The sequence below is a fragment of the Microbispora sp. NPDC088329 genome (assembly GCF_040685655.1).
Taxonomy (GTDB): domain Bacteria; phylum Actinomycetota; class Actinomycetes; order Streptosporangiales; family Streptosporangiaceae; genus Microbispora.
Genome location: NZ_JBFBIP010000011.1, coordinates 182,184 through 207,623 on the forward strand (window position 1 = coordinate 182,184; position 25,440 = coordinate 207,623).

General features: G+C 69.4%; 18 protein-coding genes. 9 read left to right on the top strand and 9 right to left on the bottom strand.

Translation table 11 applies throughout. From position 1 onward, the window contains the following. Window positions 1–14: 14 nt before the first annotated feature. Genes AB0O28_RS21895 through AB0O28_RS21910 form a run of 4 tightly spaced genes read right to left on the bottom strand, consistent with a single transcriptional unit; the run spans window position 15 to window position 4,317 of the window. On the bottom strand, window positions 15–1,241 hold the full coding sequence (locus tag AB0O28_RS21895; RefSeq protein ID WP_363642876.1) for a mandelate racemase/muconate lactonizing enzyme family protein: 1,227 nt from the start codon (window positions 1,239–1,241) through the stop codon (window positions 15–17). Window position 1,242: 1 nt separating this feature from the next. Further along, the gene (locus AB0O28_RS21900; RefSeq protein WP_363642878.1) at window positions 1,243–2,070 is read right to left on the bottom strand and encodes a carbohydrate ABC transporter permease; all 828 of its coding nucleotides are present in this window, start codon (window positions 2,068–2,070) and stop codon (window positions 1,243–1,245) included. After that, the gene (locus tag AB0O28_RS21905) at window positions 2,070–3,044 is read right to left on the bottom strand and encodes a sugar ABC transporter permease (RefSeq protein WP_363642880.1); all 975 of its coding nucleotides are present in this window, start codon (window positions 3,042–3,044) and stop codon (window positions 2,070–2,072) included. The genes AB0O28_RS21900 and AB0O28_RS21905 overlap by 1 nt, the downstream gene beginning before the upstream one ends. 4 nt (window positions 3,045–3,048) lie before the next feature. Beyond that, window positions 3,049–4,317 (bottom strand): extracellular solute-binding protein, encoded by a 1,269-nt coding sequence (locus AB0O28_RS21910; RefSeq protein WP_363642882.1) that lies wholly within the window; start codon window positions 4,315–4,317, stop codon window positions 3,049–3,051. Window positions 4,318–4,455: 138 nt separating this feature from the next. On the opposite strand from AB0O28_RS21910, the gene AB0O28_RS21915 reads away from it, so the two are divergent. The 4 genes from AB0O28_RS21915 (at window position 4,456) to AB0O28_RS21930 (ending at window position 13,184) form a co-directional block, all read left to right on the top strand. Further along, entirely contained in the window at window positions 4,456–5,226 is a 771-nt protein-coding gene (locus AB0O28_RS21915; RefSeq protein ID WP_363642884.1) for a FadR/GntR family transcriptional regulator, read from the top strand. A 499-nt stretch (window positions 5,227–5,725) separates the two neighbouring features. Further along, window positions 5,726–7,087 (top strand): lectin, encoded by a 1,362-nt coding sequence (locus tag AB0O28_RS21920; protein WP_363642886.1) that lies wholly within the window; start codon window positions 5,726–5,728, stop codon window positions 7,085–7,087. Between the two features lie 684 nt (window positions 7,088–7,771). Continuing rightward, window positions 7,772–10,636, top strand: coding sequence for a glycoside hydrolase N-terminal domain-containing protein (locus tag AB0O28_RS21925; protein ID WP_363642888.1), 2,865 nt, complete (start codon window positions 7,772–7,774; stop codon window positions 10,634–10,636). Between the two features lie 157 nt (window positions 10,637–10,793). Further along, the gene (locus AB0O28_RS21930; RefSeq protein ID WP_363642890.1) at window positions 10,794–13,184 is read left to right on the top strand and encodes a ricin-type beta-trefoil lectin domain protein; all 2,391 of its coding nucleotides are present in this window, start codon (window positions 10,794–10,796) and stop codon (window positions 13,182–13,184) included. A gap of 95 nt (window positions 13,185–13,279) precedes the next feature. Here AB0O28_RS21930 and AB0O28_RS21935 read toward each other — a convergent pair whose 3' ends face one another. After that, complete coding sequence (locus tag AB0O28_RS21935; protein WP_363642892.1) at window positions 13,280–13,855, bottom strand: helix-turn-helix domain-containing protein; 576 nt, start codon at window positions 13,853–13,855, stop codon at window positions 13,280–13,282. 110 nt (window positions 13,856–13,965) lie between these two features. Here AB0O28_RS21935 and AB0O28_RS21940 point away from each other — a divergent pair, with 110 nt between their 5' ends. The 4 genes from AB0O28_RS21940 (at window position 13,966) to AB0O28_RS21955 (ending at window position 20,025) form a co-directional block, all read left to right on the top strand. Beyond that, window positions 13,966–16,197 (top strand): glycoside hydrolase family 3 C-terminal domain-containing protein, encoded by a 2,232-nt coding sequence (locus tag AB0O28_RS21940; protein WP_363642894.1) that lies wholly within the window; start codon window positions 13,966–13,968, stop codon window positions 16,195–16,197. Window positions 16,198–16,752: 555 nt separating this feature from the next. Then, window positions 16,753–17,838 (top strand): monodechloroaminopyrrolnitrin synthase PrnB family protein, encoded by a 1,086-nt coding sequence (locus AB0O28_RS21945; RefSeq protein ID WP_363642896.1) that lies wholly within the window; start codon window positions 16,753–16,755, stop codon window positions 17,836–17,838. A 43-nt stretch (window positions 17,839–17,881) separates the two neighbouring features. Further along, on the top strand, window positions 17,882–19,180 hold the full coding sequence (locus AB0O28_RS21950; protein ID WP_363642898.1) for an FAD-dependent monooxygenase: 1,299 nt from the start codon (window positions 17,882–17,884) through the stop codon (window positions 19,178–19,180). Further along, window positions 19,177–20,025, top strand: a complete 849-nt coding sequence (locus tag AB0O28_RS21955; RefSeq protein WP_363642900.1) for an SAM-dependent methyltransferase — start codon at window positions 19,177–19,179, stop codon at window positions 20,023–20,025. The genes AB0O28_RS21950 and AB0O28_RS21955 overlap by 4 nt, the downstream gene beginning before the upstream one ends. An 11-nt stretch (window positions 20,026–20,036) precedes the next feature. On the opposite strand, the gene AB0O28_RS21960 is transcribed toward AB0O28_RS21955, so the two are convergent. Genes AB0O28_RS21960 through AB0O28_RS21970 form a run of 3 tightly spaced genes read right to left on the bottom strand, consistent with a single transcriptional unit; the run spans window position 20,037 to window position 22,479 of the window. Next, complete coding sequence (locus AB0O28_RS21960; protein ID WP_363642902.1) at window positions 20,037–21,275, bottom strand: MFS transporter; 1,239 nt, start codon at window positions 21,273–21,275, stop codon at window positions 20,037–20,039. Between the two features lie 44 nt (window positions 21,276–21,319). Beyond that, window positions 21,320–21,895, bottom strand: a complete 576-nt coding sequence (locus AB0O28_RS21965) for a TetR family transcriptional regulator (protein WP_363642904.1) — start codon at window positions 21,893–21,895, stop codon at window positions 21,320–21,322. Then, window positions 21,892–22,479: a sugar O-acetyltransferase gene (locus tag AB0O28_RS21970; RefSeq protein WP_363642906.1), complete on the bottom strand. Its 588-nt coding sequence runs from the start codon at window positions 22,477–22,479 to the stop codon at window positions 21,892–21,894. The genes AB0O28_RS21965 and AB0O28_RS21970 overlap by 4 nt, the downstream gene beginning before the upstream one ends. A 502-nt stretch (window positions 22,480–22,981) precedes the next feature. On the opposite strand from AB0O28_RS21970, the gene AB0O28_RS21975 reads away from it, so the two are divergent. Continuing rightward, entirely contained in the window at window positions 22,982–23,401 is a 420-nt protein-coding gene (locus AB0O28_RS21975) for a hypothetical protein (protein ID WP_363642908.1), read from the top strand. Window positions 23,402–23,789: 388 nt separating this feature from the next. Here the strand turns inward: AB0O28_RS21975 and AB0O28_RS21980 are convergent, their stop codons facing one another. Next, window positions 23,790–25,241, bottom strand: a complete 1,452-nt coding sequence (locus AB0O28_RS21980; protein WP_363642910.1) for an endo-1,4-beta-xylanase — start codon at window positions 25,239–25,241, stop codon at window positions 23,790–23,792. Window positions 25,242–25,440 lie beyond the last annotated feature (199 nt).

A 25,440-nucleotide genomic window follows, 5' to 3' on the forward strand; every position in this document is an offset into this window, starting at 1 on the left:
GTGCGCAGGGACGGTCAGCGCCGGACGGCGCCAGTCACCTCGTCGTCCGGCCGCGTGCGAGGGGCGGGCTGGTGCGGCTGTGCGAGATGCTCATGGCCGGCCACGGAAAGCAGCCGTCGTCCGGCGTGTTCCGGCCGGACGCCGGGGCCCGCCGCGGCCCCGTCGTCCGGCCGGCGGGTGACCCCCTTCATCGCGTGCTCGTCGATCGTGATGCCGAGCCCCGGCGAGTCCCCGAGGATGAACGCGCCGTCCTCGACGTACAGGTCGAGTGACAGCCCGAGCGGCGGGTGCAGGTCCTGCAACTCGCTGGCCATGTGGTTCGGCACCGACGTCGCGGCGTGCAGCAGCCCGACCGGCGTGTTGCCGATCGGGCTGACCGGCAGGTCGTGGGCGTGCGCCAGGGCGGACACCCGGAGGAAGTGGGACACCCCCCAGACCGCGGCCGTCTGGACGACGTCGACGGCCCCCGCGGCCAGCAGCGGGCGGAACTGTTCGAGCCCGGTGAGGTTCTCCCCCGTGGCGACGGAGGCGCGGACGCCACGGCCGACGGCGGACAGGCCCTCGGCGTCCCACCGCCGGACCGGCTCCTCGATCCAGATGAGATCCAGGGAGCGCTCGAGCTCGCAGACGTGCCGGACGGCCTGCTTTCGCGTCCAGGCCTCGTTCACGTCGAGCATGAGGCCCGGCCGTGATCCGTGCCCGGCCTCGGTCAGGACGTCGCGTACCAGTGTCAGGCGGCGCCGGTCGTGCTCGATGTCGAGGCCGCCCTTGATCTTGGCCGCGCGCAGCCCGTACCGGGCGTAGACCTGATAGGCCGAGACGAGTTCGTCGTCGGTCAGGCCGATGTCGAGGCCCGAGGCGTAGGCGGGGACCCGCCGGTCACGTCCGCCCAGCAGACGCCACAGCGGTTCACCGGCCGCCTGCGCCTTGATGTCCCACAGGGCGGTGTCGAGCGCGCCGATCGTGCCGAACACGGCGCCCGCGTGGCCCGCCTTGAAGGTCTGCCGCAGCATGCGGTCATAGAGCGCCGTCACGGCGCGCGGATCCTCGCCCTCGATCGCGGCGAACACGGCGTCGATCTCCACCTGCGGGCCGAGACCGACGCCGGTGATCCCCTCATCGGTGTCCACCAGGACGATCGACACCGGGACGACTCCGTCGGCGAAGACGCCGTTGGCGTCACCGACGGGACGTCCCCATTCCTGGACCGTCGTCAACGTGCGATACCCCGTGATCCGCATGTCAGCCCTTCGTGGAACCGGCGGTGACGCCGTCGGCGATCTGGCGCTGGAGGAACAGATAAATCATCAGCACGGGTATCGCGGCGATCAGGACCCCGGAGGCGAAGGTGGGGATGTCGTCGGAGTACTGTCCGCGCAGCGAGTTGACCCCGATCATGAGGGTGCGATGCTCGGGCGACGGCATCATCAGCAGAGAGATGAGCACGTCGTTCCAGCAGAACAGCGTGTCGAGGATGCCGACCGACACCAGCGCCGGCACGCCGAGCGGGAGCATGATGCGCCGGTACACGCCGTACACCGAGTTGCCGTCGATCCTGGCCGCGTCGACGATCTCCGCCGGAATGGTCTTGTAGTGGCTCGTCATCAGGAAGACGGTGAACGGGAGGAACTGCGCGACGTAGGCCAGGATCAGTCCCGGGTAGGTGTCGACGAGGCCGCTGTCGGCCATGACCACGGTGAGCGGCACCATGATCACCTGGAACGGGATGAACAGCCCCGCGAGACAGCCCAGGAAGATCATGGAAGAACCGCGGAACCGCAGCCGGGCCAGCGCGAAGCCGGCCATCGACCCCAGCAGAAGCAGCAGGGCCACGGCGGAGGCCACGACGATGAAGGAGTTGGCGAAGTATCGCGCCATCCCGGCTCCGGCCCACGCCTCGGCGATGTTGTCCCAGCGCAGGGAGCCCGCCGGGGAGAACCGGTCGAGGACGTAGTCGCGCCGGGTCTTCATCGCGACGTTGGCGGTGAACACGAGAGGATAGATCGTCGCCAGCGCGAGACCGGCCATCGGAACGGCGGCCGCCCACCTGGCCACACGCATGCCGGGCATCAGTCCTGCCTTCCCGAGCGGCGGAGCAGAGCGATCTGCAGGAGCCCCACCACGAGCATGACGACGAAGAGGACCGTCGAGGCGGCCGAGGCGAGCGCCGGCCGGTTCATCTGTCCCTGCTCGTGCCAGATGTAGTACTCCGGCAGGTAGGTCGACCCCTCCGGGCCCCCGCTGGTCATGACGAAGAGCAGGCCGAACATGGACGTCAGCATCCCGATCATCGTGGTCACGAAGACGAACTGGATGGTGCGCGTCAGGCTTGGGATGATCACATGCCAGATGATCCGGCCGAGGGACGCGCCGTCCACGCGGGCGGCGTCCAGCAACGAGGCGTCCAGGGTGCTGAACCCGGCGAGGAACACCACCAGCGCCATCCCGAACGTCGCCCATATGTGCACGCCGACGACCGTGAACATGGCGATGCCCGGATCCCCGAGCCAGTCGATCGGACCGGCGCCGATCGCCCCGAGAGCGGCGTTCACCGGGCCGTCGAACCCGAGCATGAGGTTGAAGATCGCGCCGACGATCACCGGTGAGAGCACGGCCGGGAAGAAGTAGACGCTGCGGTAGACCCGGTGACCCGGCACGCGCAGATAGATGAAGGTCGCGAGCAGGCCCGGAATCGCCACCGCCACGGGAAGCAGCAGCACCAGCAGCCCGACGTTGCGCATCGCGGTGCGGAACAACGGATCGTCGGCCAGCTCCAGGTAGTTTCCAAGGCCGACGGGGGTCCCGTTGAGCTCGCCGTCACCGGTGAAGGAGAAGTTGACGCCCAGGACGAGCGGCCACAGCCGCAGCACCACGATGATCAGTACGGCCGGGGCCACCAGGACGTAGGGCGCGAGGCGCTCGGCGAGCGCCCCGCGGGTGGGCGTGCGGGCCTCCCCGCCGCGTCCCCGCCGCTTCGCCGTCGCCGCGCCGGACCGCCCGGAGCCGGCCGGGCGGACCGGCGACGGCGAATCTTTGACCGGCACGCGATCAGCCCGCCCGGTCGGAGGCGGCCAGCTGCTCCACCGCCTTGTCCACCGTGGTCGACCCGCTGAGGAGCTGCTGGGACAGCCTTCCCATCAGGTCGAGGGTCTTGGAGGACAACGCGACGTGCAGGGCGGGCTTGCCGGTCTTGATCTCCTGCACGATCGCGGTGACGGCCGGACCGGACTGCGAGACGTCGATCGTCGTGTCGGACGCGATCGCGCCGGCCTTGGAGTAGAACGCGGTCAGCGCGCCGGTCGAGGTCAAGGATCGCACCAGATCGGCGGCCAGCTTCGGGTCCTTCGTCCACTTCGCGACCGCGTAGCCGATACCGCCGTCGTACGGCAGGCTCGGGGTGGCCCCGTCGGTGTCGACGGGGGCCTGCATGACGCCGATCTTGTCGGCGGGCAGGAACTCGCCGAAGTCCTTCCAGTGCCCGATGTCCGACATCAGCCCGATGATGTTCGCGGCCTTGCCGGTCTCGAAGACGGTGAAGATGTCGCTGAACATCGCGGTGGAGTTGGCTCCGTCGGTGTTCAGCCCCTTGTCCTGGGCCTCCTTCCACAGCTCGAAGATCCGCCGCACGTGGGGAGAGGTCCAGTCACGCTTGCCGGCGATCCAGTCGTCGTACTCCTGGGGCGTCAGGATGCCGGATCCGAGACCCGACATGAAGAACTGGATCCCGGCGCCCTCCTTGTTGCCCAGCGCGAAGCACTTGGCGCCGGTCGCCTTCTTGATGGCCGCGCAGCCGTCGACGAGCTCGTCCCACGTCTTCGGCGGGTTCGCCGGGTCGAGACCGGCCTTCTCGTAGAGCGTCTTGTTGTAGTAGATGGGGTGTCCCTGCAGGGTCACCGGCGCGGCGTAGATCTTGCCGTCCTTGGTGAACGCGTCCCAGCCCGCCAACCGGCTCTTGTCCTCGGCCACGTACTGGTCCAGCGGAAGGAGCGCGTCGACCCGGTCGCGGATCTGCCCGCCACCGTTGAAGAGCATCACGTCGGGCCCCTTGCCCGACTGGATCGCCGTGCCGAGCAGTGTGTAGTACTGATCGAACGGCTGGGCCACGAACTCGACGGTGACCCCGGGATGCTGCGTGGCGAAGTCGGCCTTCGCCTTCTCTATGTAGGCGGCGGCGGCCGGCTCGCCGGACTTCCAGTCCCAGACCACGAGCTTCTGCTGCGAGCCACCGGACGACGACTGCGTCCGTGCCGCACTTCCGCAGCCTGCGACGGCCAGTCCGGCGACCGTCAAGACCGCCCACAACCGCTGCTGTCTCATCGCTGCTCTCTCTCCGGAGCGGCCGAATGGGCCCGGCCGTCTTCGGCGAAACGTAACTCGTATGACGTATTACGTCAACAGTCGTCACCTATACTGACGCGGTGGCGCTGTTTCGTGCCAGGGCCACCGGAGGGGGATATGACGGCATCGCAGGAAACGGCCGGCGGTATCCCGGCCTCCCCGGCCTGGGTACGACGCCCGGCCAGCCTCGCCCGGGCGGTGACGGCCGAGCTCGTGGAGCGCATCGTGCGCGGCGTGCACCCGCCGGGCACGTCACTGCCCCCCGAGCCCGCGCTGTGCGAAGCCTTCTCCGTGAGCCGCACCGTCGTCAGGGAAGCCGTGAAGATCCTGCAGGAGAAGGGGCTGGTGCAGGTCCGCCAGGGCGCCGGCACCATGGTCACCCCTCCGGCGATGTGGGACATGCTGGACGAGCTCGTCCTCGCGGCGACCATCGCCGAGGACGAGAGCCTGGCGATTCTCGACGACGTCGTCGTCACACGGCGCGTGCTGGAGTCCGACATGGCGAACGTCGCCGCCCGCCTGGCCGGCCCGGACACCGTCGAGCGGTTGCGCGCGCTGGTGGACCGGATGGACGAGCTCGTGGACGACCACGTCACCTACGCGGACAGCGACCGCGCCTTCCACGACACGATCATGCAGGCGTCGGGAAATCGCATCGCACGCGGCGTCGTACGGGCGCTCGAGCAGCAGGTCATCCACACCGCCAGGTACACGGGCCGGACCGAGCGGGCCCTGTGCGTGGCGTCGAACCTCGGCCACCGCCGCATCTACGAACGCATCGCCGCCCACGATCCCGACGGCGCCGCCGAAGCGATGTTCAATCACATCACCGAGGCCTGGATCGTCCGCCGCAACGGACCGGCCGACCCCGTACGGCTGCGGCGTTAAGAGGTCACTCCTCAGATCCCTGGCCGATCGCCCGCCCGGATGCCGGAAACGATTCGATCGGCGGACGGTGAAAGTTTCATCGCGGTCCGTCAACGGTGACGGCGGCCGCTTTCCCTGGCCAGACGACGGGAGGACCGGCTCGTCTCGGGCGAGGCCCCCCGGCGTCCGGAAGGCAGCGCCTTGACAGGTCTCGCCGCCGTCATATTTGCTCCGCAGCGTTATCGCCTCCAGCCGCCCGGAAGCCACCGGAAGCCCTCCGGAAGAAAGGAGAACCGATCGCGGCGGCGTTGTGAGCGCTAACACCTGACGACTCGACCGGTCGGCCGCTGAATGCCGGTCCGGCGGGTTCCAACGGCAGAAGACGTCGGCGCCGGCGAACCGGAAATCCGCCGGGTCAGAGACCGGATACGCCGACCGGCCGGACACCTCCACTTTCGCAAAAGGCCGGAAGAACGGCTTCCCCATTTGCGTGTGTCCTCATGAGAAGGGAGCTTGCGTGATGCCGGGACATCGGTCCCTCTTCACCGCTATCGCTACTACGGCACTGCTCCTCCTGTCCACGGCGCAGGCGGCGCTGGGCGACACCGCGCCCAGGTCTCTCACCGCGAAAAGCGCCCTCGCGGCCACCGCGGGATGCGGCAAGACCCCGACGCTGAGAAGCGGGACGCAGTCGATCACGACCAGCGGGAAGAATCGCAGCTACATCCTGAGAATTCCCGACAACTACAACAACACCACCCCCTATCGCTTGATCTTCGGGTTCCACTGGAACGGCGGCACCGCCAACGACGTCGACTCGGGCGGAACCAGCGGATATCCCTGGTCCTACTACGGGCTGCGGGCGTTGTCCAACAACAGCACGATCTTCGTCGCGCCCCAGGGCTTCAACAACGGCTGGGCCAATTCCGGTGGTGAGGACATCACCTTCGTCGACGACATGATCCGGCGGATCGAGGCGGACCTCTGTGTCGACACCTCCCAGCGCTTCGCCATGGGCTTCAGCTACGGCGGCGGAATGAGCTACGCGCTCGCCTGTGCCCGGGCGTCGGTCTTCCGCGCGGTGGCGGTCTACTCCGGCGCGCAGCTCAGCGGGTGCAGCGGCGGCAACGATCCCATCGCCTACATCGGGCTGCACGGCCTCAGGGACCCGGTGCTCAACATCTCCACGGGCCGGTCGCTGCGCGACAGGTTCGTGCGGAACAACGGCTGCACGGCGCAGAACCCGCCGGAGCCTGCGCAGGGCAGCCTGACGCACGTCGTCACCTACTACTCGGGATGCCGTGCCGGGTATCCGGTCGCGTGGGCGGCGTTCGACGCGGGCCACACCCCCGGTCCCGTGGACGGGAAGCCCGGCGACCTCGAACCCGGCGAGAACTCCTGGACCAGGCCGGTGGTGTGGAACTTCTTCACGCAGTTCGGGAGCGGCGGCAGCCCGTCACCGTCTCCGACGGCCTCCCCCACGGGCGGCACGGGGAGCACGAGCGCGCTGAAGGGCGTGGGGTCGGGCCGGTGCCTGGACGTCAGCGGCGCCTCGCAGAACAACGGCGCCCAGGTGCAGATCTGGGACTGCAACGGCCAGGCCAACCAGCGGTGGACCTCCACCAGCGCCGGTGAGCTGCGCGTCTACGGCAACAAGTGCCTGGACGTGAACGGCGGCGGCACCGCCGACGGCACCAGTGTGATCATCTGGGACTGCAACGGCCAGAACAACCAGAAGTGGCGCCTCAACTCCGACGGCTCCATCACGGCCGTCGGCGCGAACAAGTGCCTCGACGTGTCCAACAACGGCACCGCCAACGGTTCCAAGGTGCACATCTGGACCTGCCACGGCGGCACCAACCAGCAATGGACCCGCGTGTGACACCGTCCGACGCCGCCTGACGCCGACTGACGCCGTCCGGCAGCTTGTGACGATCGCCGTCGCCGGGGCGGCTCATCGCCCCGGCGACGGCTCACGCGCGCCACGACGCCCCACTCGCCCACGCCGCCGCCCTCATGCATGTCAGCACCAGGGAAACCTGGCTACGCGACAACCTCGGCCACACCCTCACCGACACCACCACACAACCCCCACAAGTGACCACACCACCGGCCGCCGCCGGAGCGGATCCCGGCACGGCCCGAAGCCGGCGGACATCCCATCAGCCGGCGCGGTCGCTCTGAAAGATTCATGAAGACCCCGGGGCTCGCGACGGCTTCCGCCTTCCGCGACGGCCGGACGGCAACGCCGCCGGCCCGGCTTCCCAAGGCTCGGACCAGCGAGCATTCCACGAATACGACGGAACAAGCTCGCCAAAAATAGATCCCACCTTTCAGGGGCGATCGGGCCAGAATTCCCGCTTTTTCGGGGAGTTCGACACGCCCATTGACTGCATTGATCACATGTTTGTAGCCTTACCGGCACCCGCTCAAAGCCTCTTCGTCACAGGTCACACCGAAATGCCCGTTGCGTCTCGTTGATGCCGTGGTTGTGGTCGAACCGATTCGAGGCATCCCCCCTCCCTCACGCTTGGAGGACCGAGTGTCCGAGTTATCGCGAAGGCAAATGCTCAAGCTCGGCGCGGTTGGCACCGGAGCCGCGCTGCTGCCGATGCAGTGGACGGCGACCGCGCGAGCCGCGTCGGTGGCGCCTCCCGAGGTCCGCGCCGCGAACGATCTGGCGTTGTGGTACGACGCGAGCGCCGGCACGGAGTGGCTGCGCGCGCTCCCCATCGGCAACGGCCGCTTGGGCGCCATGGTGTTCGGCAACGTCGACACCGAGCGGCTGCAGCTCAACGAGGACACCATCTGGGCCGGCGGGCCGTACGACCAGAGCAATCCGAAGGGCGCGGGGGCCCTGGGGCAGATCCGGCAGGCGGTCTTCCAGAACCAGTGGGGCCAGGCCCAGACCCTCATCGACCAGAACATGCTGGGCAACCCCTCGGCCCAGCTGTCATACCAGACCGTCGGCAACCTGCGGCTCACCTTCGGCAGCGCCAGCGGGGTTTCCGAGTACAACCGGTTCCTGGACCTGACCACGGCCACCACGACCACGTCGTACCTGCAGAACGGCGTGCGGTACCGGCGCGAGGTGCTCGCGAGCGGGCCCGACCAGGTCATCGCCATCCGCCTCACCGCCGACAGGGGCGGCTCGATCACGTTCTCCGCGACGTTCGACAGTCCCCAGCGGACCACACGCTCCAGCCCGGACGGCACGACGGTGGCACTCGACGGCGTCTCCGGCGACCAGCGGGGCCTGGCGGGCAAGGTCAGGTTCCTGGCGCTGGCCCGGGCCGTCGCCGACGGCGGCACGGTCAGCAGCTCCGGCGGGACCCTCCAGGTGAGGGGCGCCAACAGCGTGACCGTGCTGATCTCCATCGGCTCCAGCTACGTGAACTACAAGGACACCAGCGGCGACTACCAGGGCATCGCGCGGCGCTACCTCGACGCCGCCGACGACAGGACCTATGACGACCTGCGCGCCCGGCACGTCGCCGACTACCAGCGGCTGTTCGGGCGCACGACGCTCGACCTCGGCCGCACCTCGGCGGCCGACCAGCCGACCGACGTGCGGATCGCGCAGCACGCGAACACCAACGACCCGCAGTTGTCGGTGCTGCTGTTCCAGTACGGCCGCTACCTGCTGATCTCCTCCTCACGGCCGGGCACCCAGCCGGCCAACCTGCAGGGCATCTGGAACGACTCGCTGACGCCCGCGTGGGACTCGAAATACACCCTCAACGCCAACCTGCCGATGAACTACTGGCCGGCCAACACGACGAACCTGCCGGAGTGCTTCGAGCCGGTGTTCCGGATGATCAACGACCTCACGGTCACCGGGGCCCGTACGGCCCGGGTGGAGTACAACGCGGGCGGCTGGGTCACCCACCACAACACCGACGGATGGCGGGGCTCGTCAGTGGTCGACTTCGCGTCGGCGGGCATGTGGCAGACCGGCGGCGCGTGGCTGGCCACCATGATCTGGGACCACTATCTCTTCACCGGCGACGTCGACTTCCTCCGGCAGTACTACCCGGCGATGAAAGGCGCGGCGCAGTTCTTCCTGGAGACGCTCGTCCAGGAGCCGAGCCTGGGATATCTGGTGACGAACCCGTCGAACTCCCCCGAGCTCAACCACCACTCGGGCGTCAGCGTGTGCGCCGGTCCGACCATGGACAACCAGATCCTGCGCGACCTGTTCAACGGCTGTGCCAAGGCGAGCGAGGTTCTCGGCGTGGACGCGAGCTTCCGGAGTCAGGTCCTGGCCACCAGGGACCGGCTCCCTCCGATGAAGGTCGGCTCGCGCGGCAACATCCAGGAGTGGCTGTACGACTGGGTGGAGACCGAGCAGCAGCACCGGCACATCTCGCACCTGTACGGCCTGCACCCCAGCAACCAGATCACCAAGCGGGGCACCCCCACGCTCTACAACGCCGCCCGCCGGACCCTCGAACTGCGCGGCGACGACGGCACCGGCTGGTCCCTCGCCTGGAAGATCAACTACTGGGCGCGGATGGAGGAGGGCGACCGCGCGCGCAACCTGATCCGCCTCCTGATCAGGACGGACCGGCTCGCGCCGAACATGTTCGACCTGCACCCGCCGTTCCAGATCGACGGCAACTTCGGCGCCACCTCCGGCATCGCGGAGATGCTGCTGCAGAGCCACAACGGCGAGCTGCATGTGCTGCCCGCGCTGCCCTCGGCGTGGCCGACCGGCAAGGTGCAGGGCCTGCGGGGACGCGGCGGCTACACCGTCGGCGCGACCTGGAGCTCCGGCGCGATCACCGAGATCCTCGTCAAGTTCGACCGCGCCGGTACCGTGAACGTGCGCAGCCGGATCTTCACCGGCACCTACCAGGTGGTCGACGCCGAGACCGGCGGCGCCGTCACCGTCACCAAGCCGGAGGCCGACGTCATCGCGCTGCCCGGCCAGGCCGGCCGCACCTATCGCCTGACCGGCTCCGGCACCACCTCCTCGCCGTCGCCGTCGCCGTCGGCGTCACCGACGCCGATTCCGTCGACCTACTCGCGGATCGTCAACGCCAGCACCGGGCTGGTGCTGGACAGCGGCGGCAACGTGGCGTCGGGGTCGAACCTCAAGCAGTGGAACTGGGACGGCAGCACCAACCTGCAGTGGCAGCTGGTCGACCTGGGCGGTGGTTGGTACCGGATCGTCAACCGCACCAACGGCATGGTCATCGACAGCTGGGGCAACACCGCCAACGGCGCCAACGCCAGGCAGTCGGCCTGGAACGGCGGCAACAACCAGCAGTGGCGCCTGAACGATCTCGGCAACGGCCGCTACCAGATCATCAACCGCGGCACCGGGACGGCCCTCGACGGGATGGGCTACACCAGTGCCGGCTCCGCCGTCGGCATGTGGGCGCCGAACAACAACACCAACAACCAGTGGACCATCGCGGGCGTGTGACGGCCGCCGGCTGTCACAGCCCGGCCCGCTCCCGCGTCCCGCCGCGCCCGGCCCCCCGCCGCGGCGAGGCGCCGGGCCCGGGGCGGGCCGGGTGCACGATCGGACACCTACTCCGCGGCTTCCCCAGACGTGCTCCCCCTCACCGAAAGGACCCCCCATGAGCCGTCGAAGAACAAGCACGGCGCGACTCGTCATGAGTGTCGTGGTCGCGTTCCTGTCGGTCGCCACGTCCCTGATGGCCCTCTCCCCGGCTCAGGCGGCGACCGGGATCACGATCAACGGTGGTTCGGGCGGCCGGACCTTCGACGGTGTCGGCGCGATCAGCGGCGGCGGGGGCAACAGCCGCCTGCTGGTCGACTACCCCGAGCCGCAGCGCAGCCAGATCCTCGACTACCTGTTCAAGCCCGGATACGGCGCGTCGATGCAGATCCTCAAGGTCGAGATCGGCGGCGACACCAACTCCACCGACGGCGCCGAGCCCAGCCACCGGCACACCTCCGGCGACCTCGACTGCAACCGCGGTTACGAATGGTGGCTGATGGAACAGGCCAAGGCCCGCAACCCCGACATCAAGCTGGTGGGCCTCGCCTGGGGCGCCCCCGGCTGGCTCGGCAACGGCAACTTCTGGTCTCAGGACACCATCAACTACTTGGTCGACTGGCTGGGCTGCGCCAAGAACAGCCACAACCTGACCATCGACTACCTGGGCGGCTGGAACGAGAAGGGCCGCAACACGGGCTGGTACGTCAACCTCAACTCGGCCCTCGACTCCCGCGGCTTCACCAACGTGAAGATCATCGCCGATGACAACTTCGGCTGGGGCATGGCCGACGACGCGGTGAACAACGCCGCCTTCCGCAACGCGGTCGACGTGTACGGGTCTCACTACGTCTGCGGCTACCGGGGTCCCCAGACGAACTGTCCCAGCTCCGCCAACGCGATCAACTCCGGTAAGGCGCTGTGGGCCAGTGAGAACGGCTCAGACGACTACAACGACGGGGCCAAGGCGCTGGCCCGGGGCATCAACCGGGACTACATCGACGGGAAGATGACGGCCTACATCAACTGGCCGGTCATCGCCGCCATCGCCCCGAACCTGCCCTTCGCCACGATGGGCGTGGCGGTCGCGCCGCAGCCCTGGTCGGGTTACTACGCCATCGGCAAGAGCGCCTGGGTCATGGCGCAGACCACGCAGGTCACCGCTCCCGGCTGGAAGTACCTGGACTCCTCCAGCGGCTACATCGGCGGCAACCGCAACAACGGCAGCTACGTGTCGCTGAGGTCGCCCAGCGGCTCCGACTACAGCACGATCATCGAGACGATGGACGCCACCAGCGCCCAGACGCTCAACTTCACCGTGACCGGCGGGCTGTCCACCGGGCAGGTGCACGTGTGGGCGACCAACCTCAACTCGGGGAACTCCGCCGACTATTTCGTCCACTCCAGCGACATCACCCCGTCCAACGGCGCCTTCTCGCTGACGGTCCAGCCGGGGTACGTGTACTCGATCACGACCACGACCGGCCAGGGCAAGGGCACCGCGACCAGCCCGGCCCGGGGCACGATGTCCCTGCCGTACTCCGACGACTTCGACTCCTACGCCGTGGGCCGCGAGGCGAAGTACCTCTCGGACATGCAGGGGTCGTTCGAGATCGTGGGCTGCGGCGGCGGCCGGTCCGGCCGGTGCGTGCGCCAGATGGCCCCGCGCCAGCCGATCCTGTGGACCGGTGGTTCCCACCCGTACGCCCTGCTGGGTGACCTGAGCTGGAGCAACTACACCGTCTCGGCGGACGTGATGCTGGAGCAGAGCGGCTACGTCGAGCTCATCGGCCGGGCGGGCGCCCAGCACTCCTTCGGCCCCGAGGGACTGAACGCCTACTACCTGCGGGTGACCGACGGCGGGGCCTGGCAGATCATCCGCAACAACGTCGACAACGCCATGACGACGATCCGCAGCGGCAGCGTCGCCGGGCTCGGCACCGGCCGCTGGCACACCCTGGCCCTGGGCTTCTCCGGCGGCACGATCACCGCGAGCATCGACGGGACGCAGGTGGCCTCGGTCACCGACGGCACCTGGGGTGCGGGAGAGATCGGCCTGGGCACCAGCACCACCGAAACGGCCCAGTTCGACAACCTCACGATCACGCCGGGCCAGGGAGGCCCCAGCGGCAACGGCAACGTGCTGCGCGGCCTGGCCAGCGGCCGGTGCGTCGACGTGCCGAACCAGTCGCAGACCAACGGCACCCAGGTGGCGCTGTGGGACTGCAACGGCGGCGCGAACCAGCAGTTCACCTACACCTCCGGCAAGCAGCTCCAGGTGTACGGCAACAAGTGCCTCGAAGCGGGCACCACCAACGGCGCCGCGGTCGTCATCAACGGCTGCTCCGGCGGGGCCGCGCAGCAGTGGAACCTCAACGCCGACGGCACCGTCACCGGTGCCCAGTCCGGGCTCTGCCTGGACGCCAACGGCGCCGGCACCGCCAACGGCACGAAGATCATTTTGTGGGCCTGCAACGGCGGAAGCAACCAGCAGTGGAGCCGCAACTGACAGGACACGGCCGCCCGTAGCGGCGGCCTCCGATCGCGAGGAGGAGAACTTGTGACACGCCCGCGGACCGGCCTCGGTCCGCGGGCCCGCTTCAGTCACGGAGCGAAGAAGCGGTCGGCGAAGGCCTCCCACTGGGCCGGGAAATCGATGCCGGCGTCACGCAGCCAGTTGAGCTGCAGGCCGTCGAGGAAGGCGAGCAGGTCCACCGCGGCCTCGCCGGGCCGGGGATGCCAGGCCAGCAGGTAGCGCTCGAGCATGGCGCGACCTTCGCGCAGCCGGGTCGCGAAGTAGGCGTGCGCGGGGTGCGCGGGGTCCAGCGCCTCGGCCGACAGCACCGTGTACAACTGCACGAGTGACCGCTGTTCCAGGTTGCGCCGGACGAATCCCGACATGACGGCACGTGCGGTGGCCGGGTCGGGTGCCGGTTCCAGCGTGTCGACGACGCTTGCGAGATCGAGTTCGTCCCGGCGTTCGAGGACCGCGATGAGCAGGTCCTCCCGCGAGCGGAAATGATGCAGCAGCCCCGCCTTGGTCATCCCGCAGGCCGCCGCGAACGCCTCGAGGGTGACGCCCTTGAATCCGGAGACGGCGATCAGTTCGGTGGCCGCCTTGAGGATCTCCTCCCGGCGTTCGGCGGGCGGCAGCCGGCGCCGCCCCGATGCGGGGGTCATGCCGTCCTGGCTCCTCGGACACGGGGGTTGATTTCGATCACGATACCAGCCTAATTTATCTACCGTTTGGTAGATAGCGCTGTCGCGCCTGTTCAGAGAGTTGTGTGCGCATGTCGACACCCTCTTCCCCGGCCGTCTCTCCGGTCGCCTCTCCCACGGCCTTCTCCGCCGCCGTCGACGCGGTGCGCGCCGGACGGCCCCTGGCCGAGGCGGTCGACGAACTGCTGTCGCAGATGACCCGGGAAGAACGCCTGTGGCTGCTGGACGGAGACCTGCCGTTCTGGTCCGGCATGGCCGACATGATGCAGAACGGGTACAACCTCACCCCCATCCCGATGGGCCGCGTCGAACGGCTGGGCATCCCCGGCCTGTTGTTCTCGGACGGCCCGCGCGGCGTGGTGATGGGGAAGTCGACCGCGTTCCCGGTCTCCATGGCCCGCGGCGCCACCTGGGACGTGGAACTCGAGGAGCGGGTCGGCACCGCGATCGGGCTCGAGATGCGCGCCCAGGGCGCGAACTTCTTCGGCGGCGTGTGCGTCAACCTGCCCCGCCACCCCGCCTGGGGCCGGGCCCAGGAGACGTACGGCGAGGACCCGGTCCTGCTCGGCGAGTTCGGCGCGGCGCTCACCCGGGGCGTGCAGCGCAACGCCATGGCCGTCGTCAAGCACTTCGCGCTCAACAGCATGGAGAACGCCCGCTTCAAGGTCGACGTCACCGCCGCCGACGCGGCCCTGCACGAGGTCTACCTGGCGCACTTCCGGCGGGTGGTGGAAGAGGGCGTGTCGGGCGTCATGACCGCCTACAACTCCGTGAACGGCGAGTGGGCCGGGCAGAACGAGCATTTGATGGAGGGCGTGCTCCGCGGCCTGTGGGGCTTCGAGGGCGTCACCGTCTCCGACTTCATCTGGGGCCTGCGCGACGCGGCCGCCTCGCTGCGCGCCGGGCTTGACGTGGAGGAGCCCTTCCGCCAGCAGCGTGCCGAGCACCTGCCCGCCGACCTGGACGCGGGCCGGGCGAGCTGGGACGACGTCGACCGGGCGGCTCGCCGGATCCTCGCCGTACAGCTGCGCCACTACGCCACACGGGCCGGGGACGAGCCCGCGGCCGACGTGGTGTTCAGCGCCGAGCACCGCGCGCTGGCCCGCGAGGTCGCCACCCGCGGCATGGTGCTGCTCAAGAACGACCCGGTCGGCGACGCGCCCCTGCTGCCGCTGCACCGCGACGCCCTGTCCTCCCTCGCGGTGATCGGCCGCCTGGCCGACATGCCCAACACCGGCGACAACGGCTCCTCCGACGTACGCGCCCCGGAGGTGATCACCGCGCTGCGGGGTCTGACCGAGGCGCTCCCGGACGCCCGGATCACCCACGTGGCCGGCGACGACCCGGCCGCGGCCGCCGCGGCGGCCGCACAGGCCGACGTCGCCGTCGTCGTCGCCGGCTACACCGCGGCGGACGAGGGCGAGTGGGTCGGCGGGGACGTGCTGGCCGATCCCGAGCTGCTGGCGCTGTTCCCTCCCCCGGGCGACGACCCCGCGGGGCGGTCGTTCGCGGCCTTCCTGGCCGAGCCCGGCGCGGTGGACTCCATCAGCGGGGGAAGCGCCGGCGGCGACCGCGCGAGCCTGCGGCTGCGGCCCGTCGACGCCGACATCATCCGGGCCGTGGCGGCGGCCAACCCCCGCACCGTCGTGGTGATCGTCACCGCCGGAGCCGTCATCACCGAGGAGTGGCGCGACGCCGTGCCCGCCGTGCTGATCTCGTGGTACTCCGGCTGCGAGGGGGGCCGGGCCCTCGCCGACGTGCTGCTCGGCGACGCCGACGCCGCCGGGCGGCTGCCGTACGCGATCCCGGCCGCCGAGGAGCACCTGCCGTACTTCGACCGCGACGCCACCGCCATCACCTACGACAAGTGGTTCGGTCAGCGGCTGCTCGACCGGGACGGCCACGCGCCGGCCTTCCCGCTCGGGTTCGGGCTGTCCTACACCGGCTTCGCCCTCGCCGACCTCACTGTCGGCGCTCCCGACGGCGACTCCTTCACGGGCGTCGTGACCGTGACCAACACCGGCTCGCGTGCGGGCCGCCACGTCGTGCAGCTCTACGGACGGCCCACGGGCGTCGACGCGGTCGCCGACGACTTCCCCACTCGGGTCCTGCTCGGCTTCGCGACCGTCGACCTCGCGGCCGGAGCGTCGGCCCGGGTCACCGTGCCCGCCTCGATCCGGCCCCTGCGGAGGTGGACGGCCACCGGGTTCGTCCCCGCCTCGCCGGCCGCCGTGATCGAGGCCGCTTCGTACGCGGGCGACCCCGGCGCCGTCACCGCGGCCGCCGAGCTCGTGCTCGTCTGACCGAGGCCGCCCGGGCGCCGCGCGCGTGGCCCGGAGCGCGGCGAAGGACCCGGCCGCCGGTGCAGGGCAAGGGTCAAGGGCACGGGCGGGTGAAGGGCCGCGCGTAGCCGGCAAAGGCCGCCATCGCGATCGTGATGGCGGCCTTTTCGCGTTCCCGACCCGGCCGACAGCGAAATTCCGGTGAACACGGTCACTATTCGTCCGCGGTTCACCACCGAGCCGCACCGCGGCTCTCGGTGCGTACGCGGCAATCTGTCAAAACTCTGTCGGACTCGACCCAGTTTCTGCGCTCCTGCCCGAACCTGAGGGCGTGCAGCAGAGGAGAACGCACGGTGGACGGGGTCCTGCCGTGGCCGCCCGAGTTCGCCGATCGCTACCGCGGCGCCCGCTACCGGAACGGTAGCTCCCCCGGGCAACCGCGGGCCGGGAGCGCCGAACGGCACGGCCGTCGCCTCCCGCCGGGCCGCTCGGCGCGGCGACCGGATTCCGTATGGCTGATTCCTCACTTCTCCGACGTCAAGTGAAATTGGATCCTCACCGGAAGAGCTGGTTCACATGCGCGGCAGGGCAGATATCGATGTGACCTCCGAGGAACGCAATGAGAAGGTCAGGCGGCTTGACCCGTTGCGGCTGGACGAAGACCTCCGGGCACTGCCGAAAATGAATGAGACCGCGGACGTCGCCGCGTTGGCGCGAGTCCTCGGCGGGGCGGTCCCCTCCGACGAGAGCGTCGCCGGATTCACCCCGGCGGAATGCCTCGCCGCCATGCGCGATCTGGGCATGTATCTGGGCAGCATCAAGAGGCACGGCGTGTCCCCCTTCGACGTCGTCCCCGGCGCCGCGAGGTCGTTGGAGCTGCTGGGGCAGCGCACCCGGATGATTCCGCGTGACACGGTCTACCACTACACGTGCTGGAACCCCGTGGGCGAACGTGAGCGGCTCTACACCGGGCATCAGATGGAGCGCTGCCTGATCGATGCGATACGCACATGCGTGCCGGATCTGGCATATGCCGTCGAAGTCGGCCGCTCATTACAGGGCGAGGATCCGGCCGATTCTTCCTATTCCGACAAGATTTTCTCTCTCGCATCGTACATAGCGGCGGCAGACAGAGCAATGGGTGATGTCATCGCCCAGGTCACACCCGAATTCTTCGCACAGGTCCTCAGGCCGTTCTTCGAAGAAGTCGACATAGCGGGCCACACGTACATGGGCCCGGCGGCGGCCCATATTCCGATCTTCCTCGTCGACGTACTGCTGTGGGCGTCCGACCGAAGCAGCGGAGAATATTTGAAGTTCTGCCAGGAGTTCGCCTCGCACACTCTCCCGCACTGGCAGGAATGGTGTTCCGAGTGGATGAGGACGCCGTCCGTGACCTCTCGTGTCACCGCGGCTCTCGACGGTTTCCGATCGCCGGCCGAGGCGGCGAACGCGGAGTCCAGCGCACGGGGTCTGCGGCAGGCCCTGCGGTCGCTCATCTCGTTTCGCGGAAAACATCTGGTGATGGCGCGGCGCGCCTATCACGAGGAGATCCGGCTCTACGAGATGGGCAGCGGCGGAGCACGGGTCGAACTGCTCGAAGAGATTCTCGCCCTCACCAGACAAAACGGAGCCATGATAACCGCGGCCACCCCGCGATGAGTCCGGATGTCGTGACGTGACCTACAGGAGTGGAATGCCGGCGATGAGAATCACGATTGTCGGGGCCGGCATCGCCGGGCTGGCCACCGCGGTCAGTCTTCACGCGGCCGGTTTCGAGGACGTCACCGTCTTCGAGGCCGATTCCCGGATCCGTTCGCTCGGGCTCGGGCTGAACATACTGCCCAACGCCGTCCGTGAGCTCGCCGAACTCGGACTGCTGGAGGAGTTGCAGCAGCGGGCCGTCCGCACACGGGAACTGGCGATGTACAACCCGCACGGCGATCTCGTGTGGCGGGAGGATCGCGGGCTTGTGGCGGGCTATCGATGGCCCCAGCTCTCGATATCCCGCTCGCCGCTCGTCGAGGTCCTGGCCGCGGAGGTGCGGCGCCGCCTGGGCGCCGGAGCCGTCGTCACCGGCACCCGGCTCACCGGGCTGCGCGTCGAGCCCGGCACGACGTGCGGCGTGTTCACCGGCCGGGACGGCTCCACACGGACCGTGGAGACGGACGTGCTCATCGGCGCGGACGGCGTTCATTCGGCCGTGCGTGCGGCGCTCTACCCGGAGGAGGGCCCTCCCCCGACGAACGGCGTGACGATGTACCGGGGAACCGCGTGGGGAGACCCGTTCCTGACCGGAAGCTCGATGGCCGTGCTGGGAGACGACAGAAGGCGGCTCGTCCTGTATCCGATAGACAGGGACGAGGCGGCGGGCAAGGTCCTGATCAACTGGGTGGCCGCCTTCCCCGAGGGAGAAGACGACAGGCGCCGGCCGTCCTCGGACGGTGCCGCGGAGATGCGGACGACCGTCCTGCGTCAGTTCGGCGACTGGGCGCCCCCCGGGCTGGACCTGACGTGCCTGCTCGACGACACGCGGGACATCCACCGATACCCGATGATCGACAGAGATCCCCTCCCGCGGTGGACGTTCGGGACCGTGACGCTCGTGGGCGACGCCGCCCATGCGATGTATCCCGCGGGATCCAACGGAGCCACACAGGCCGTCGTCGACGCCCGGGTGCTCGCCTGGCATCTCGCCGGGCATCCGGACGCGGGCGACGCCTTGCGCGCGTACGAGAACGAACGCCGGCCGCAGATGACGGAACTCCAGAAGGCGAACCGCTCCATGGGGCCGGAAAGAGTCATCACCCTGGCCCACGAGAGGGCTCCGCGGGGATTCGACGACGTACGGGACGTGTTCAGCGAGGAGGAACTCGCGGAGATATCCCGCGGCTATGCCCAGACGGGGAAGTTCGATCAGGACTGGGTCAATTCACGGCCCTCACTGACTGTCCACCGACGTCATGAGCCGGACATGCGGCGAGAAACCTGGAGTGCACAGTGACAGACACCTCTCGGCGGGACGACAGGTCCGAGGCCGTCAAGGAGACCAGTTTCATCACCGCCGCCATCCGAGCCATGGAGAACGACCGCGCCGACCCGTACGTGGTGGATCCCTATGCCGCGCTGTTGGTCACGCCCCGGTCGAAGACGATGGCGGACGAGGCGCTGGCCGCCGGCGGCACGATCGGGTCCGTGATCGTGCGAGCCCGTTTCGGTGACATCGCGCTCGCCCGGGCGATCGACGAAGGGATCGCACAAGTGGTCTGCCTCGCGGCGGGCGGTGACACGCGGGCCTGGCGTCTCGGTCTCCCTTCGCACGTCCGGTTCTTCGAGGTCGACCTGCCCGGCCAGCTGGAGGCCAAGGAGAAGCTGCTCGCCCCGGTCGAGGACCGGCTCACCTGCCGCCGCGTCTGCCTCGGGGAGGACCTCCGGCAGGAGACATGGCCGCGGCGGCTGGTGGCCTCCGGCTACGATCCGGGCTCACCCGCTGTGTGGATCATCGAAGGACTGCTTCCGTACCTGCGGCTCGACCACTTCACCGGGCTGATCGCGAACGTCACGAAGATGTCGAGCCGTGGTTCGATCCTGCTGATCGACGCACCGCACGCCGACTTCTACCGGGATCCGGCCAACGAGAGGTTCCTGACGTTCATGAAGTCGCGGGGATCGGCGTTCCAACTCGGGCTGGAGGACTTCGGCGGTTTTCTCCGGGAGCACGGCTGGCAGGCGGAGGCGTACACGTTGAGGGAGCTTTCCGCGGGCGCGTGCGGATGGCTGCCCTCTCCCCCCGGACGTCTCTGCCCGCCCCACGACCATCACTGGGTGGCCCGCGCGCATCTCGCTTGACGATTCCTCACTCAGGCGGGCGTGCGGTCCACGAGCACTCGGGCGAGGACGACGGTGACGACCCCGGCCAGGACCACGGAGAGCAGTCCGACGCGCAGGCCGACGAGGTCGGCGACGAAGCCGACGAGCGGCGGCGACAGCAGGAATCCTCCGCGCAGCAGCCAGCTCACGATGGTCAGGCCGGTGCCGGCGGGCAGCCCGGGCAGTTCGTCGGCGGCGTGCATCGCGGCGGGGACGAGGGTGGCGACGCCGAGCCCCGCGAGGGCGAAGCCGGCCAGCGTGGTCGCGATCGACGGCACGGCCAGGGCGGCGCCCATGCCGAGCGCGGCGAGGGCCGCGCCGGCGCGGACGACGGCGCGCCGGCCGAAGCGGTCCACGACGCGGTCGCCGGTGAGGCGGCCGGCGGTCATGGCGGTCTGGAGAGCCACGACGGCCAGGCCCGCGGTGGCGGCTTCGGCGTGCAGGTCAGCGCTGAGATAGATGGCGCCCCAGGACGCGCCGGCGTCCTCGACCAGAGCGCCGCAGGCGGCGAGCGTCCCGAGCGCGGCGAGCATCCGCACGGCGGAGCCGGTGAACGAGCGCCGGCCTCCGTGGGCGGGCGGGGCGGCCGCGTGGCCGTCGGCGGCGGCGAGGTCCTGGGCCTCGGCGGCACGTTCGGCGTCTTCGGGACCGGGCAGCAGGAACCGGTGGGCGACGAGGGCGACGATGCTGAACACCGTCGCGGAGATGACGAGGTGGAGCGCGAGAGGAATGTGGAGTCCGGCGGCGGCCGAGCCCATGAGGCCGCCGATGACCGCGCCGACGCTCCACAGGCCGTGCAGCGAGTTGAGGATGGACCGCCCGTAAAGGCGTTGCACCCGCAGGCCGTGGGCGTTCTGCGCGACGTCCACGACCGCGTCGAGAGCGCCCACGACGAACAGCGCGCCGCCCAGGGCGATCCAGTTCGGCGCGATGGGGACGACCAGCGTCGCGACGGTGGTCACGACGATCCCGAACGCGCCCACGCGCGCCGAACCGAACCGGCGGATCGCGGCGCCGGCCAGCAGCCCGGCCAGCAACGCGCCGATCGGAGTCCCGGCCAGCGCCGCCCCGAGCACGGCGTTGCTCACGCCGAGGTCGGCCTTGATCTGCGGATATCGCGGGACGATGTTGAAGAACACGGCGCCGTTGGTGAGGAACAGCGCGGCGACGGCGGCGCGGGCCCGGCGTACCTGGCGGGTGGGTGCGGTCAGGGGGACGGCGGCGGACATGGGCTTTCCGATCACAGTGGTGCGGTGGAGGGGTGGGGGCGGCGTCAGCCCAGGTATCGGTGGATGGCGTGGCGGATCTGCGCGGGCGTCATCGGGTCGGTCGACAGGGCGCTGTGCAGCACGAGCCCTTCGATGAGCGCGTCGAGCTCCCTGGCGGTGGTGGCGTCGAAGTGGCGTTCCAGCGCCCGGCGGCTGCGCGCCATCCACGCCTGGGTGACGGCCCTCAGGGCCGGCTCGCGCGCCGCGGCCAGGTACAGCTCCACGGCGAGGATGAGGTCGCGCTGTGAGCCGAGCAGATCGTCCGACACCAGCGCGATGACGGCCTCGACCGCCGCCTCCCGGTCGTGGGCGGCACGCATGCGCTCGTCGAAGACGCGGGCCACCGATTCGGCGTGCCGGGTGAACGCCTCGGCGAGCACCTCCTCCAGGGACGTGAAGTGGTAGGTCATCGACCCCAGCGGCACGTCGGCGACACGGGCGATCTCCCGATGCGTCGTCCCGGCGACGCCCCGGTCCGCGATGACGGTGAGTGCGGCGTCGATGAGCCGGTCCCGTCGTCCGGGGTCGTGGCGGCGAGGCCGCCTCGGGACGGGCTGCCGCGGGGTGGCAGGACCGCTCACGCCGTGTCCGGCCCGATCGTACGGATCACCCGCGCGGGGTTGCCCACCGCGACGACGTTCGCCGGGATGTCGCGGGTGACCACCGCACCGGCGCCGACCACGGCGTTGTCCCCGACGGTGACCCCGGCCAGGACGATCGCCCCGCTGCCCAGCCACGCATTGTCGCCGATGGTGATCGGCTCGGCCGCCTCCCACTTGGCCCTGCGAAGCTCCGGATCCACCGGGTGCGTCGGGGTGAGCAGCTGGACGTTCGATCCGATCTGCACGTCGTCGCCGATCGTGATCGGCGCGACGTCGAGGGCGACGAGCCCGTAGTTGGCGAACGACCGGGCGCCGATGCGGATGTGGCTGCCGTAGTCCACCCGCAGCGGCGGCCGGATGAAGGTGTCCGCACCGATCTCCCCGAGCAACTCGGCGAGCAGCCTGCGGCGCTCCCGGGAGTCGCGGGCCGGGGTGGCGTTGAACGCCTCCATCAGGTCCATTGCCCGCAGGTGGTGCTCGGCCAGCTCCGGGTCGTCGGCGATGTAGAGGTCACCGGCGAGCATCCGCTCGCGCATCGACCGGCTGTCCGCGTCAGGCATCATACGTACAAGTGTACATATCGCACATATCCGCAGCCGGCCCGGCTGACTCGGCAGCGCGGACCGCAGAGACATCACGGTCTGCGGCCTGGAGGCCGACGGGGTCGAGGAACATCCGGACGTCAACCGGCGCTGAGCCCTGTACGGTTCCAGGAGGGCGCTCGCAAGGAGGTCAGTGCCGTGAAACAACGCCTGCGGTCGATTCTCGCGGGGCTACGTCATGATCTCGCTGGATTGAACAAGCGCAAGGGCGGGCGGCCGGCAGAGGGATACAGCCCAGCTTTTGATCCATCTCTCCCGCGGGGCGTGGTTTCCCACGGCCCCGGCCCGGACGGCGACGACCACGCCCACCACGGATAATTGAATTCGGCGATGATCGGAAGGTTTCTTCGGACGCACCGGGATGCCGTGGTCTCGCGCTCCGACCGCGCCGCCGGCCCGGCATGCACCGCGTTTCCCTGCGAGCAGGGAATACGTCGGTTATCCTCCGAGCGGAGGCGATGGGATGGCGATGTACGGGCGAGACGACGAAACCTGGGATCTGCTCGTCGATGCGGGGCTCGAGTTCCTGGCCGAGGTCGCGAGTAAGGGCGGCACGACCACCTATACCGATCTGAACGCGGCCTTGGTCGAGCGCACCGGGTTGCCGGGATTCGATTTCGAGCGAATAGACGAGCGCGCCGCGATCGGCCATCTCCTCGGGAAGATCGTGGAGAGGAACCGGCCCGAGACCGGATGGATGATTTCGGCGCTGGTTCTCTACAAGGACTCCCCCGATGCGGGCCCCGGCTTCTTCAATCTCGCCGTCGAGTTGGGCTTACTCACTCCGAAGCCTTCCTTCGAGCAGAAATTCCTGTTCTGGCGCCGGCACTACGACGGCATCCACGACTACTACCGCGGCCGTGGAGCGGCGTCTTTCAGCTGAGGCGACAGCGGTGGACTGCCGGAGGACCGGCTTTCCTGACCGCCTTCTCAGACCTTCCTGAAGTTGCGGCGCAGGGGACGTATGGCGAGGGCCGAGGCGGCACAGTACATCGGGGGAAACAACACGAGGTTGTAGCCGGCGCCGCCGTCGCTACGCGGTCAGTTGCCGGTCGCGACGGTGACCGAGGCCGCCACGATGGCGAGAACGCCGCCACTCTGTTCACCTGTCGCCGGGGCCCGGCCGACGGAGGCGATCGCACGCGGCCGCCACCGGTGGGGCGGCGCCTGCGCCCGAGAGATCAACCCCCCGGTCCCCGGCGTTGCGAGGTGACCGCGTCGGGCCGGGATGGGGGTCCCGGCCCGAGCTCGCGTTGTTTCCGCGAAGAGGGTCAGGGGCTGGCGCAGGTGAGGGCGGGGGTGGCGGCGGCGCCGTTGGCGGTGAAGCCGAAGGTGGCGGACGCTCCGGCCGCGAGGGAGCCGTTGTAGGACGCGTTGCGAACGGTCACCGAGGAGCCGGACACACTCTGCGTGCCGTTCCACAGGCTGCTGATGGTCTGCCCGCCCGGCCAGGTCCACTTCACCGTCCACCCGTTGACCGGCGCGCTGCCCGCTTGCACCGTCACCTCCGACTGGAAGCCGCCTCCCCAGCTGTTGACCGTCTTGATGGTCGCCGAGCACGCGCCACCGATCGGAGACCTGGAGGGAGACGCGGACGGCGAGGAGGACGGTGAGGAGGAGGGCGACGAAGAGGCCGACGGGGACGAGGTTCCGCTGTTGAGCGCGTTCAGGGCCGCGGTATAGGCGGGCTTGGGCTTGTAGCCGGAGTCCCACATCATGGCGGCGCCATAGCCGGGGAACGTCCCGGGGATCCAGGAATGGCCGTCGTCGACGCCCCACTGTGAGACGCCGACGCAGCGGGAGACCGCCAGGCAGGCGTTCACGACCTTGCCGTAGTCGGCGCCCTGCTGCTGCAGTTCGGAACTGTCGGCCGGCATCGGGATGCGGTCGTCGATCTCGGTGACGGCGACGTCCAGGCCCAGGTCGGCGAAGCGCTGCATGTTCGCCTGCAGGGACGAGGGAACCTGCCCGACGACGAAGTGGCTCTCCAAACCGATGCCGTGCAGCGGAACCCCCTGGGACAGCAGCGACTGAGCCAGCGAGTAGAGCGCGTTGCTCTTGGCGTTGATGCCTTCGATGTTGTAGTCGTTGATGTACAGCTTGGCGTTCGGGTCCGCGGCGTGCGCGGCCCGCAACGCGTTCGCGATGTAGTTGGCGCCCATCGCCTTGTAGAACACGTCCTGGCGCAGCGTGCCGTCCTCGTTGTACGGCTCGTTGACGACGTCCCAGGCGTAGACCTTGCCCTTGTAGTGGGTGGCCACGGTGGTGATGTGGTTCTCCATCACGCCCTGGACCTGGTTCAGCTGCACGCCGCCGACCCAGGCGGGCAACTGGGCGTGCCACACCAGATTGTGCCCGCGCACCCGCATCCCGTGGGACTGGGCGAAGGAGACGATCTGGTCACCGGACCCGAAGTTGAACGAGCCCCTGGACGGCTCGGTGGCGTCCCACTTCATCTCGTTGCCGGGAGTCACCATGTCGAACTCGGCCGCGGCGAGGTTGACCTCGGCGCTGATGCCGAGGTCGCCCCGCGTCAGCGCGGTGCCGAAGTATCTCCCCCTGGCCTCGGCCGACGCCTTCAGCGTGGACGCCGCCTGGGCCGGCATCGCCAGGCCGACCGCGGCGGCGGTGACCGCGGCCAGGGCGGCGGCCAGACCGCCGGCCAGACCGCGGGCGCGGCCTCGTGACCGGCCCGGTCGCTTCGGATGGTTGGGCGGTTTCATTTCGGCCCTCCAGGATGCGGATGCTGTGTGCGGGCACCCCCGTATTGTTAGCGTTAACAATCTCCCTTCTCGGCGTCCCCTCAGCCCGATGGTGGTGCAGCGGAGCAAATACGACACGGACCGGCCCGTCAAGAACGCCCCGCCCTTCCGCATGGACCTCGCCTCTTACACCCCGCGCCATCAGCGCACACGTGTCCCG